This is a genomic window from Pseudoalteromonas sp. NH0006-46 (genome assembly GCF_057547735.1).
The window spans coordinates 174,234-186,340 of the sequence record NZ_BAAJML010000009.1; the positions used below are offsets into that span (position 1 = coordinate 174,234).

General features: G+C 41.4%; 10 protein-coding genes. 2 read left to right on the forward strand and 8 right to left on the reverse strand.

What is annotated here, in order from left to right; all coding sequences use genetic code 11:
- Positions 1 to 69: 69 nt before the first annotated feature.
- Positions 70 to 936 (forward strand): LysR family transcriptional regulator, encoded by an 867-nt coding sequence (locus tag AC27I2_RS16325; protein WP_058405376.1) that lies wholly within the window; start codon positions 70 to 72, stop codon positions 934 to 936.
- A 37-nt stretch (positions 937 to 973) separates the two neighbouring features.
- Here the strand turns inward: AC27I2_RS16325 and AC27I2_RS16330 are convergent, their stop codons facing one another.
- The 8 genes from AC27I2_RS16330 to AC27I2_RS16365 form a co-directional block, all read right to left on the reverse strand.
- Positions 974 to 2,053 carry a heparan-alpha-glucosaminide N-acetyltransferase domain-containing protein gene (locus tag AC27I2_RS16330; RefSeq protein ID WP_138528307.1) on the reverse strand — a complete coding sequence of 360 codons (1,080 nt, stop codon included), beginning with the start codon at positions 2,051 to 2,053 and terminating at the stop codon, positions 974 to 976.
- Positions 2,037 to 2,675: a hypothetical protein gene (locus AC27I2_RS16335; protein ID WP_138528305.1), complete on the reverse strand. Its 639-nt coding sequence runs from the start codon at positions 2,673 to 2,675 to the stop codon at positions 2,037 to 2,039. Before AC27I2_RS16335 ends, AC27I2_RS16330 begins: the two co-directional genes overlap by 17 nt.
- Positions 2,668 to 5,016 carry a GNAT family N-acetyltransferase gene (locus AC27I2_RS16340; protein WP_138528303.1) on the reverse strand — a complete coding sequence of 783 codons (2,349 nt, stop codon included), beginning with the start codon at positions 5,014 to 5,016 and terminating at the stop codon, positions 2,668 to 2,670. Before AC27I2_RS16340 ends, AC27I2_RS16335 begins: the two co-directional genes overlap by 8 nt.
- A 25-nt stretch (positions 5,017 to 5,041) precedes the next feature.
- Positions 5,042 to 6,220 (reverse strand): MFS transporter, encoded by a 1,179-nt coding sequence (locus tag AC27I2_RS16345; protein WP_487204883.1) that lies wholly within the window; start codon positions 6,218 to 6,220, stop codon positions 5,042 to 5,044.
- The gene (locus AC27I2_RS16350; protein WP_487204884.1) at positions 6,217 to 7,536 is read right to left on the reverse strand and encodes a lysine N(6)-hydroxylase/L-ornithine N(5)-oxygenase family protein; all 1,320 of its coding nucleotides are present in this window, start codon (positions 7,534 to 7,536) and stop codon (positions 6,217 to 6,219) included. Before AC27I2_RS16350 ends, AC27I2_RS16345 begins: the two co-directional genes overlap by 4 nt.
- The gene (locus tag AC27I2_RS16355; protein ID WP_487204885.1) at positions 7,536 to 9,074 is read right to left on the reverse strand and encodes a pyridoxal phosphate-dependent decarboxylase family protein; all 1,539 of its coding nucleotides are present in this window, start codon (positions 9,072 to 9,074) and stop codon (positions 7,536 to 7,538) included. Before AC27I2_RS16355 ends, AC27I2_RS16350 begins: the two co-directional genes overlap by 1 nt.
- Before the next feature lie 326 nt (positions 9,075 to 9,400).
- Complete coding sequence (locus tag AC27I2_RS16360) at positions 9,401 to 10,072, reverse strand: haloacid dehalogenase type II (RefSeq protein ID WP_487204886.1); 672 nt, start codon at positions 10,070 to 10,072, stop codon at positions 9,401 to 9,403.
- A gap of 75 nt (positions 10,073 to 10,147) precedes the next feature.
- Positions 10,148 to 10,924 (reverse strand): DODA-type extradiol aromatic ring-opening family dioxygenase, encoded by a 777-nt coding sequence (locus tag AC27I2_RS16365; protein WP_487204887.1) that lies wholly within the window; start codon positions 10,922 to 10,924, stop codon positions 10,148 to 10,150.
- 103 nt (positions 10,925 to 11,027) lie between these two features.
- Here AC27I2_RS16365 and AC27I2_RS16370 point away from each other — a divergent pair, with 103 nt between their 5' ends.
- Positions 11,028 to 11,930, forward strand: coding sequence for a LysR family transcriptional regulator (locus AC27I2_RS16370; RefSeq protein WP_487204888.1), 903 nt, complete (start codon positions 11,028 to 11,030; stop codon positions 11,928 to 11,930).
- Positions 11,931 to 12,107 lie beyond the last annotated feature (177 nt).

A 12,107-nucleotide genomic window follows, 5' to 3' on the forward strand; every position in this document is an offset into this window, starting at 1 on the left:
GAGTTAGTTTACGAATTGAACAATATTAAGTAAAATTATCATTAATCATCATTTTGAGTACGTTTTGTAATGATAAATCCAACATGGTTAAACACGTTTTGTACTTTGGTTGAGGTAAATCATTTTACCCAAACCGCCGAGCGTCTTTTTATGACCCAATCGGGCGTAAGTCAGCACATTAAAAAGCTAGAGCAGCAAGTAAACTGCGCGCTATTAGAGCGCCACGGCAAACAATTTACCCTTACCGTACATGGGCAAAACTTGTATCAACAAGGCAGCTTGTTATTAAAGGAATGGCAATTTTTAGAACAACAATTAAAAGATGATTCACCTTACAGCGGCTTGGTAAAAATACAATCGCCTGGTAGTTGTGGGCTACAATTTTATAGCCAATTATTAGCGCTGCAGGCAAAGCATACCGAGCTTAATATTGATTATCGCTTTGCACCCAATACAAGTGTAGAGCAAGCTGTGGCAAACCACAGTGCCGACATAGGCTTTTTAACCCAAGCCCCTACGCTTAGCGAAGTCACCAGCCACAAAATTGGTAAAGAAGCCTTATTACTTGTCACACCCGCACATATTAAAAACCCAACGTGGGAGGTCTTATGTGAGCTTGGCTTTATTGGCCACCCCGATGCAAAACACCACGCACAGCTCCTACTAAGCGAAAACTACAGTGAGTTTGAACATGTTGATCAAATTAAACGCACGGGGTTTTCTAACCAGATAAGTTTAATACTGGAGCCGGTAAGTTTAGGGCTAGGTTTTACGGTTTTACCTGCGCATGCCGTTAGCGCATTTAATAAACCTGCGCTAATTAAAACGCACCACTTAGCTAATCCGATTAGCGAAAATATTTATGTGTGCCATCACCGAAATAGGCCAATGGCAAAGCGCATGAATACAGTAATTGAAGCAATAAAGGCAGGCTAGGGCGCGTGTAACTGCGCCCGTAAAGCCCCTTTACAACTTAAGCTGTGCGCTTAGGCTTTTGCTTAATTGCGAGTATGTTTTGCTTAGTTTGCAAATACACTTTGTGCACTGCAAAGGTTAGTAAACCCATAAGGGCCATTAAGCACAGTGTTGGCCATAGTGACTGAGTGTGATAACCAAACACGCCCATAAGCCAGCAAATTAGCACCCATTGAATAACATACAAAGCAGTTACATGTTTGCTCGCATACAAAAGAGCGCGGGTAATAGGGCCGTTGAATTTATTAGCAAACACATACTCTATTACCGCTAATCCAAATAAATTTAAACCGATTAAATAAATAATACCGCCGCCATTTAAATGAAAAAAGTTGCCAAACTGCCCCTTAAAATCAGTAATAAGCCACGCTGTGCCAATAATTAATAATGCAGCACCTAACTTTGCGCATACACTAAATAAATACGCAGCACTATGCTGACTATTTATGTATAAACGCCCAAGCACGTAGCCGGTTAATATAGCGCTTATCCACGGAAACACCGGAAAATAAACCTGGTAGTTATTAGCAAAAAACAAATCGCTAATATAAGGCGAAAGTGCAAACTGCTGCCCCCTTAAAAACTGGCTTATAAGTGCAATAGCAATGGCTAAGCATGCAATCCATGCGGTTTTCCAACGGGCAATATTAAGCGCCCCAAACAGCAATAAGCTTACTCCGGCAAGTTGTAAAATATCACCTGTAAGCACCATAAATTGTAATTGCCCCGCACTGAGCGGACTTTGCCAGCCATAGGCATTTATAAATGCCTCTGGCATGGTGTTAAATACCTCAATGGGTAGCCAAAACTTTGCCGCATTCATTAAATACGCAAGTAGTAAAAGCTGTATGCCGCGCTTAATTAATAACATGGGTGTTTGCCTACGCGAAAGCGCCATAGATAGCCCCATTGCCACCAAAAACGAGGCTGTGCCTTTGCCAAGTATATGAATAACAGCGCCAAATAGGCTTTCACTTTGAAGCTCCGTGCTCGAGTACATCCATAAAGTGTGTACTAAAATCATAATAAAAACGCTCGCACCTCGGGCAAGGTCAATCGTTTTAAGACGTGTGTTCATTGGTTTTAATATCCTTTTTTGGGCAGGTTTGGCATTTGTTATAACCTGCTAAATAATAACGACAGCACGTTAAGCGCTTAGGCGTTAATTTAAATGGGGTGTTTAAATTAAAGTGATTACTGATTAAGTTATGTAACTGTTGATGGCAATGTGTAATGTGCTCAGCACTTGCTAAATTTAAGCTATGAGCGCGCTCAAATGCACTGTTAAGGGTGTCGATTAACAACCGGCCTTGCTCTTTTTTACCCAGCGCATACTTAATATTTATCCACTTACCTACACAGCTTACAAATTCAATTAGTGCATTATTTTGCTCAGCTTTACTTAATAAAGGCGCGCCTGTAAGGGTAAACCCTCGGCTATACGCGCCGCTCATTTTTAACTGTAAATGTATTGGGTTATGCGCGTTGTGTTTGCACGTATGCCAATAACAATATGCATGAATAGCTTGCCAACAAAGCTGCAAATATAAATGCCGGCTAATAAATTGCGTAGGCGCATGGGGGTAGTGCGCCTTGCAATGAGAAGCCAATACATACACTAAATTTAAGCTTGGATGAGCCGCAGCAACCGGCTCATTTGGGCAAAACAAAAAGTGCGAAAGGGTGTTAGGCTTAGCCATACAGCTTTGCCGATACCGGGTTATCTAAATTTCCTGCAAACTGTAAGCTGCCTGCGGGGTCGGTTAAATCAACCATTTGCTTATTATTGCCAAGCTGTAAGCGGTTTAAGCAAGAGTGTGCAAATTCATCACTAAAAAAGTCATACTCTTTAAAGCGCTCATTTAAGGCAGGGTTGGCTTGTTGATACGCGTTTACACTTTGCGCAACGCCTTGCCAAAAATCGTGCTCGGTAATGCGCGCTTCTCTTACTAAAATAGCGACTAGGTATCTAAAAAAGCAGTCAAATACATCAGTAAATATACTTAGTAATTCAAGCTCTTTAGGCATAGCAATATGAATACGCGACACTTCCTCAGGTAAAGACTCAGTGCTATTAAGCAGCGCGACTTCTTCGCCTATGTCTTTCATGTAAGCGCCCACAGGCACTGAATTTTTAAGCTTTAAAATGAGGTTTTCGCCGTGGGGCATAAACACTAATTTATGGGCATAAAAACAATGCACTAAAGGAATAAGGTAGGCGTTAAAATAGCTTTGCAGCCAAGCGTGTGTGGTTAAACCGCTTTGATCTATTAATGCACCTGCCATACTTTTACCGTTGTTATCTAGGTGCAGCAATGCGGCCATGGTGGTGAGCTGCTCATTATTTTGTAAATTATGGTTTGGGTTTTCGCGCCATAAACACGCAAACATTTTACGATACGGTGTATCACCGAGTGCACTTTGCTCAAAAGTGTGATGCGCATACCCTAAAGTGGCGTACTCTCTAAGTGCTGTAAAGTTACACGCGCTAAGTGTTGGGTCGTGGTTTACTTTATTAAACACCCAATCATTTATGGCCGGAGTGACTGCCATATAAGCACGCGAAAGCCCACGCATAAAGCCCATATTTAAAATAGACAGCGCCACTTTTAAATACGGTTTATGCGGGTGCGAGCAGTTATATAATGTACGAATAGATTGCTGCGCTTGATATAAGTCGTCGCCTTCTCCTAAATACACTAAGCGGTTATTGGCAAACTCGTTGGCAAACACCACACTTAATTTATGCTGGTACTGCCACGGATGGGCCGGCATAAATAGGTAGTCGTCGGGGTTTAGATTTTGCGCTTTTAGCGCTTTATTAAACGCATCACGAGTGGTTAAATCAAGCTCGCCACTAATATGGCTTGGATAATCGCTAAAGTATTCACTATAAGCAAAATCACATACTGTTTTGTGCGCCGCTAACCACAGCACTTTAAACGGTTTACCCACTTCTGGCGCATAGCGTAAAAAGTCGCTTTTGCTAAAACCAATTCGGCCATTATTAGCCACAAATGCAGGGTGGCCTTCGCTCATTGCAGCCTCTATTTGTTGCAGCCCTAATTTCGCAAGTTCGGCTGCGCTAAGCGTGTTGTTTTCGCGTTTATAACAGGCACTGGCAAGTGTGGCGTTAAGCTCTTCAAGGTAGGTGGCTAAACGCTCACCAGTTAAACCCAGCGCAGGGCCTTGCACACTAAAAAAGTGTAGTACATCAAGCGCTACTTGCTCATTGTTAAGGTTATAAAAACATAAGCTTGGCTCGTCTATATCTATGTGGTTAAGCGCCATAGCGCAGCCATTAAATATAAAGTAACCCCCTTCAATATTGACTTTAAAACCGTGTGGGGTTTGCTCCGCAACCAATAAGCGCTCGTGTACAAGCTCGCTAATGGCTTTACTTTGTAAGTGCCTATTTGCCCACTGCCAGTGATCAAACTTTACATAGTCGGTGTTTATTGGCGTTTGCGATTTGTAATGTAAATCAACATGCGTTTCAAACGCGGCTTTATTACAAAATCCAAGGTATGCGTTTTTATCACCAAGGATTATTTGCTTAATATGCACAAAGCCTAAACGCTTATTTAAGGTATGAATTTTACTATTGGCAATATCGGGCTCTACCACTACCCGTGCATTATCATTATGGGTAAAAATACTGTGCAATACGCACTGCATTATTTCAAAGCTAAAATGGCGTTTGGGCCTTGTATTTGGGGCAAGTAAAATATGCATGCCCGTATCGTTTGGCATTACCTCATAGGCAGCTGCGAGTAGCTCGTCATGCTTTAGACTGTAAAGCTCAACAAGGGCAAGTAGCTCATTATTTTGTTCAATAACATACGCATGATGATGTGGGTTGTTAATTATATCTTGGTAGGCGCTGCACATTTGCTCGGGTGTGTGTTTACTCATACCCCAAAAATGCGCATAAGGCAGTGTAAGCCACTGACAAATAATAGGCATGTCGCTTTGCTGTAGTAACCGCATAGTCACATTACCTGTGTGTTGTAACGTGGTTACAAAAGATGAAAAATACATAAAAACTCCTAAATCTTTTTAATTATTAAGTGGCTGTATGTGCAGTGCGGCCAACAAATTTAACCCGCCATAGCAAAATAGCGCCAAGGCTTGCAAAGCCAATGGCTGCAAAGTAAAAAGGCACGGTTGTATTAAAATATTCCACACTCATACCCACCAATAACGACGCTAAAATAACGCCAATATTTTGCGCAACATGCACTTTGGCAAAATCACTGCCGTAGTGAGCAGGCTCACTTTTGGCAAATAACATAACCTCTAATAAAACCATGACTTGAAACAGCGCTATACCGTATAAAACGCGAGAGCCGACAACTAGCCACACCGACTCTTGCGCCTGTAAATAAAGCCCAATAGCGCCAAAAATAAGCGCGCACGAAAACGTACTGGTGCGGCTAAATGCAGGAAGAGGTAAGTGCTGCCTAAAATGGTTAAACAGCAGCATTAGTAGGGCTGAAAAAGCAGGAATGGCGTACACAAGCGCACTTCGAAACGCACTGCTTTGCGCGCTAATTCCCTGCCAATGGGTCGTAAAAAATGGCCTAATTAAAAAGGCGCTAAAGTAAACCACCACGCTTATAAAGCAAAATTGCCAAATAAAGTACGGTGTACGAGTGCGCGGTTTTTCGCTTTCAATAGCGTGCTGATAAATACCTAGCTTTAAGCTCAGCATTAAATAGGCGCACAGCAGCACTTGTATTACATCGCCTGCAGCACTTAATAACAGTGCATAACGCGGTTCGTTTAAACCAAAAAAGTACCCGCCCACTAACGCGCCACCAATAGCGCCAAAGTGCATAAGTACCGAAAACAACCCAATAATAGAAAGGTGCTTACTTTGCTGCTCTAAACGCAGTGCAAACGGATAAATAAGCAGGTAACTGGCTTTAAGCACCAACATAAGTTGGTAATAAAACCAAAATTCCCACACATTAGTTGCAAAGTAACAAAGCAACCCAAAGCAGGCGGCAATCACTTGCGTTACAAGCCAAAGCGCCAGCTCGTGGTATTTTTTAGCAACCTTTGCCCACAGGGGCAGCGCGAGCATAACGGTAATACAACAGTTAGCTACAAACACCCCAATAAGCGTGGGGTTACTTACAGAAAATTCACTGGCAAAAAATTGCGGATAAAACGGCAGTAATAAGGTATCGCACACCACCGAAGTAACCGTAAGTAAAATAAGCGCTAAACGTAAACTCATGCGGCGTTACTCTTTTGCTGTGAATGAGTTTCTACATCGCTTAAATCAAAGCACTGAAATGCAATTTTTTGCTCAACCTGATACGGCGCATAACCAAGTATTTCGCGCAAAATTATACTGTTGCGATAACACGCCATGCCTAAGTCGGGGGTTACAAAACCATGGGTGTGCTGCTCTGCATTTTGTACAAATATACGTTTTTGGTCGGTATCTATTGCGTATTCACGGCTTACTATATAACGGCCTTGATCATCTTCTGGGAGCTGCTGTGCAATGGGGTTTAAAAAAGCGGGGCGCTTGTATTTAAAGCCCGTGGCACAAATTAAGTAATCGGTTTTTATTTCAAAGGCTTCGTTTAGCTCTTGATGGTAAAACTCAGTCACTAAACGCCCAGCACTCTTACGCGTATTAGTAAGTTTGCTGTTCGTTTTAAATGTGGTAGAAATGGGTCCATCTAAGCTTTGCGCGTAAAGGGTGTCAAAAATGTCGTTAATTAAATCGCCATTTATGCCTTTAAATAAGTTTTTTTGATTTTGGTTAAGCCAATCTCGTTGCTCAGTTTTTAAATTATAAAAGTAATCAACATATTCAGGTGAGGTCATCTCAAGGGTGAGCTTGGTATATTCCAGCGGAAAATAACGCGGCGAGCGAGCTATCCAATCTAGTTGCAAACCTTGTGGCACGGCTTGCTGCAATAAGGTGTGATAAATTTCAGCAGCACTTTGTCCAGCTCCTACAACCGTTACGCGCTTAGCAGATTTTAGCTCATCAAGGCGGTGGCAAAAGTCGCTACTGTGCATTACGTTATTAGAATTACTGTGCACTGCACAATCAGGAATATATGGGGCAGGGCCGGTGCCAAGCACTATGTGACGCGTAACATAGTGTTGCTCCCCATTTGGGGTATTACAGGTAACGGTATAGCACTGAGTTTGCTGGCAAAATTCAACCTTAGTTACACTTTGCTCAAAGCTTACGTTACTCAACTGCGAGCACACCCATTGGCAATATAGGTTGTATTCTTTACGCAGTAAAAAAAAGCTCTCGCGAATATAAAATGGGTATAAGCGATTATTAAGCTTGGCATAATTTAAAAAACTGTACTGGCTAGTAGGATCTGCAAGGGTCACCAAGTCAGACATAAACGGCGTTTGCAAAGTAACACCTTCTAGCATCATTCCTGGGTGCCAATCAAATTGGCTACGCTGCTCTAAAAATAAGCTTTTAACGCCCTCTAATGGTTCACTTAAACACGCTAACGATAAATTAAACGGGCCAAGGCCAATGGCTATAAAATCATAAGGTTGGTTACTCATTATTTTTGCTCCTTATACGTTTGCCACGCAATAGTGCTAATTTGTTCAAGCACGGCGCGCACATCGCTCAATTGGCACTGCGCATTGAGTAACGTAAATTTAAGGTAGTGACGGCCGTTAATTTTGGTGCGCGCAATCATGGCTTCACCGGTATTTAAAAATGTTTGGCGTACGTGCAGGTTTAGGATATCGAGTAAATCGGGATTATGTTTTAGCGCTTCTGGCGCAAAGCGAAATACTAGCGCGCTAAGCTCTGGGTAATTTATAACTTCAAAATCAGGGTGGTCGTTAAGCACAATGTGGGTTTGACGAGCAAGCCCAATTACTTTATCAAACGCTCGACCAAGTGGCGCTTCGCCCATAGTGCGCAGTGTTAACCAAAGTTTTAAGGCATCAAAACGGCGTGTGGTTTGTAAGCTTTTATCAACTAAATTTGGCGTGCCATTGCCGGCCTCAGCAAGCGGGTTTAGATAGTCGGCGTAAAGGGTTATATGGCTAAAATGGCGTTTGTCACTTAATAAAAAAGCACTGCAGCTAACCGGCTGCATAAATGATTTATGGTAATCAATGGTAATTGAATCTACTTTTTCTATGCCGTTTAAAGCACTTCGGTGATGCTCGCTTACTAGTAACCCGCCGCCGTATGCGCCATCAACATGGCACCAAAGCTGCTCTTTTTTAGCAAGTTTTGCTATGTCTTCAATAGGGTCAATTGAGCCAAAATCGGTTGTACCTGCGGTAATTACCACAGCGATAGGTAAATCGCCCTTAGCTTTAGAATCCTCAATTGCGTGGTTAAGCGCATCCATATCCATTTGCATTTTGCTGTTTGTAGCCACAGGCACTACCGCGTTATAACCTAAGCCCAATAACGCCGCAGCCTTTTGAATACTAAAATGCGCCACCTCTGAGCAATAAATACGAAAACGCGAGGCAACGTTTGGCAAACCTTGAAGTTTTACTTGATGCTCAGGGGCATAACGGCTCACTGCGACTTCGCGTGCAACAAGCATAGCCATTAAATTCGATTGCGTACCACCACTTGTAAAAACGCCATCGGCAGTGCTCGGTAATTTTGCTTTTTCACAGCTCCAATCAATTAATTTTTGCTCAATAAGGGTCGCGCCAGCGCTTTGATCCCACGTGTCTACCGAGGTATTGATTGCGCCAATTATGTGCTCTGCCACAACCGCAGGGTACGTAACAGGGCAATTTAAATGCGCCATGTAACGCGGATGATGAAAATACACAGCGTGATCCAAATACACGCTTTTAAGCTCGTTTAATACAGCAGGAAAATCAGCGAGAGGTTTGGCTAAATCTACATCATTAACAGTGGCGGCAAGTGTATTAACAGACACGCCAGAAAACGGCTTTTGCGCTTTTGCCATAGCTTGTTGCACAGCCGAAAGCCCCTGCAACGACGCTATTTGATAATTAATAAACTGATCAAGATTAAATTGCGGCGGAAGGCCATTTTTCTCAAATAAAGCTTGGTTTTGGATAGGGCTGAGCTGTGCAGTTTGTAATTGTGACATATTTCGCTCCTTGGTACTCATTTTGGGTTCAAGGATCTTAATGGTAATGATTTTTATTTACAATAATGAAAATGGATTACTTCTATGTTTTTTTTCGGGTTAAGAAATGGATAATTAATTACAAAGAATTACATTAGAAATAATGTAAACACGTTTTATATTGAAAGTTTGGAAGTCGAGTTTATGTGTAATTTGAATAAAATGCATAAAAAGGGGAGGTTGGGTATTTAAAAATACTTAAAAATAAGGGCGTTAACAGCAACGCCCTAAAACCTTTTAATAAAACCTTGGCTTTGCACCAATAAGTGCATTAAAGGCAATGTTAATTAGCTCACCAATTTGGTCTTTAAATCAACTAAATCGGTTGCTGTGGTAATTGGTTGAATTTCCCATGGATCAAAAATAGAGTCTTCTGAGCGTTTTATCCACGCACCGCGCATACCATGCGAAATAGCGCCGGTTATATCAAAAGGGTTACTCGAAATAAGCCACGTATTTGCACCCGTTGAGTTGGTTTCGCGTAAAAAATGGCTGTAAACGCCCGGGTTTGGCTTAAAAGTTTTTATGTCGTCGGCGCTTACAACGCCTTCAAAAAGCTCACTAATGCCAGCGGCTTCGAGTAAGGTATTTACCGCAGCGGCCGCGCCATTAGAAAACGCAAACAATCGGTAATTTTGTGCTTTAAGTTGCTCAAGCCCTTTTTTAACATCGTCGAAGGCGGGTAACGTTTTATATTGCTCAAGCAATTGCTGTTTTTGATCGTCACTAAGCTGCGTTTTATGCGCTAAACACGCGTAATCAAGTGCCTGTTTAGTACAAACTGAAAACGGAACATAGTTTTGCATTAAGGCGTGCCTAAACGAATACTCCAACTGTTTTTCACGCCATGTATTTGAAAAGTTTTGTGCGTTATCGCCAATCATATCTTTAAGTAATGTAAGCACACCATGGGTATTTATAAGCGTGCCGTATACGTCAAATGCGAGTGTGGTTGCCATGTTTACTCCCAAAAATTTTAAGATACTTGTAGATTAGTGACTACGAGCTTAACTTACTTTGAACACTTGCTCAAATTAATCAAATTTATATGCATCAAGCGCTAAAATATCCATTTCGGTTTGCTCATGAATTTTTTCAATATAGCTGCCCCCTGCACCCATAGCAGCAAATAATGGTAAAAAGTGCTCTTGTGTAGGGTGGTTAAATAAGGCAAATGGCGCCTCGGTTAAGTAGTTTAATAGTTTTGGAACATCGTGCGCTAAAAGCGTTTGTTCAACCCAATGGGTGAATGCTTTTACCATGGGCACTCGGTTTGGGGTAGCTGGGGTTTTAAATATTTCACCTAGGTTATGGCTAATGCCGCCGGAGCCAATAATTAATATATTTTGTTCACGAAGCGGAGCAAGTAACTGGCCATATTTATACATAGTTTTTGCGCCTAAGCGTGTATTAATAGACACCTGAACAATAGGAATATTAGCGTGTGGGTACATTAAACGTAATGGGATCCACACACCGTGATCCCACCCTTGCTCTTTATCAAGTACCGCATTCAACCCTTCGCTATTAAAATAATTAGCAATAGTATTGGCAAGTTTTGGTGAACCAGGAGCGCGATAATGTATGTTGTACATTTGAGTTGGAAAGTTATAAAAGTCGTGAATAGTTTTAGGAGCTGCCCCTGCGGTAATTTTAATATTGCTTGCTTGATCAAAATGCGCTGAAAAAATCACAATAGCACTGGGTGTAATAAGTGACTGCCCCAAAGACGCTATAAAATTAGCAGTAGCCGATTGCTCTATAGCCATTATTGGTGAGCCATGAGATAAAAATAATGCGGGCTGAGTCATACTAAAAACCTTAACTAACAATGAGTTTAAGCACTATATTGGTTTTTATTTTGACGATAAATATGCTATTTATTTATATATTAAAAACAAATTGTTGTTAATTATGGACAAGCTGACCACCATGAAAACCTTTTTAGCCGTTGTGCAAGAAGGTTCGTTTTCTAAAGCTGCCGATAAGCTCGATATTTCTCCTCAGTTAGTTAGTAAATATGTTTCAGCCCTAGAAGATAATTTACATACTCGTTTACTGCACCGCACTACACGTAAAGTAAGCCCTACCGAAGCGGGTGTTCAGTATTTTAAGCGCTGCCAGCAAGTTATTATTGATATTGATGATATGGAAAACTCTCTTAATAATTTAAGCACCAGTGTATCTGGCGTATTAAGTATTAGCGCGCCTATGTCGTTTGGTACAAGGCATTTAGCACCACTGCTGGTTGAGTTTCAAAAACAGTACCCAAATTTAAAGTTAGATTTAAAACTAACAGACCAATTTATAGATATAGTTGAGCAAGGCATTGATATAGCATTGCGTATAGGCGTGTTAAAAAACTCATCCCTTATTGCTAAAAAAATAGCGCCTATACAGTTAGCGGTATTTGCATCGCCGGCATATTTAAAACAGCACGGCACACCCACTACATTACAAGAGCTGCAACAACATAACTATTTGCGCTACGCCAACGCAGAGCCAACAAAAATGCTTGCAGGTGTAGATCAGCTAAAAGGTGAGTTTAAACTTAATAGTAATTTAGTGGCTAACAATGGCGATATATTACTAAACGCAGCCATAGCAGGCGGCGGCATTGCCATGCAGCCTACTTTTATCGCAGGTGAGGCATTAGCCCAAGGAAAAATAATACGTATTTTACAACACCTTGAACCCGAGCCTATGGGGCTTTACATGGTGTATGCAAACAGGCAATTTTTACCGAGTAAAGTACGCGCGTTTGTTGATTTTTCAAGCAAATACTTCGGAGACACCCCATATTGGGATAGCTATTAATTCAAAGAAAACGTTATGGTTAATAGTTAGCCGTTAGCCGTTAGCCAATCTTATTTTCATAATGCTCACCTTACTAGCTAACAACGTTAAAAAGTAAATTACAAAAATCGCCCCCAGCGTATTGGCTTTTACCTAAAGTTAAAATAAGAAAAACTGGTTTGCCAATAACTTGATGTC

Coding starts and splice junctions, on each gene's coding strand:
- AC27I2_RS16325 (WP_058405376.1), top strand. CDS start 70: ATGATAAATCCAACATGGTTAAACACGTTTTGTACTTTGGTTGAGGTA.
- AC27I2_RS16330 (WP_138528307.1), bottom strand. CDS start 2,053: ATGAACACACGTCTTAAAACGATTGACCTTGCCCGAGGTGCGAGCGTT.
- AC27I2_RS16335 (WP_138528305.1), bottom strand. CDS start 2,675: ATGGCTAAGCCTAACACCCTTTCGCACTTTTTGTTTTGCCCAAATGAG.
- AC27I2_RS16340 (WP_138528303.1), bottom strand. CDS start 5,016: ATGTATTTTTCATCTTTTGTAACCACGTTACAACACACAGGTAATGTG.
- AC27I2_RS16345 (WP_487204883.1), bottom strand. CDS start 6,220: ATGAGTTTACGTTTAGCGCTTATTTTACTTACGGTTACTTCGGTGGTG.
- AC27I2_RS16350 (WP_487204884.1), bottom strand. CDS start 7,536: ATGAGTAACCAACCTTATGATTTTATAGCCATTGGCCTTGGCCCGTTT.
- AC27I2_RS16355 (WP_487204885.1), bottom strand. CDS start 9,074: ATGTCACAATTACAAACTGCACAGCTCAGCCCTATCCAAAACCAAGCT.
- AC27I2_RS16360 (WP_487204886.1), bottom strand. CDS start 10,072: ATGGCAACCACACTCGCATTTGACGTATACGGCACGCTTATAAATACC.
- AC27I2_RS16365 (WP_487204887.1), bottom strand. CDS start 10,924: ATGACTCAGCCCGCATTATTTTTATCTCATGGCTCACCAATAATGGCT.
- AC27I2_RS16370 (WP_487204888.1), top strand. CDS start 11,028: ATGGACAAGCTGACCACCATGAAAACCTTTTTAGCCGTTGTGCAAGAA.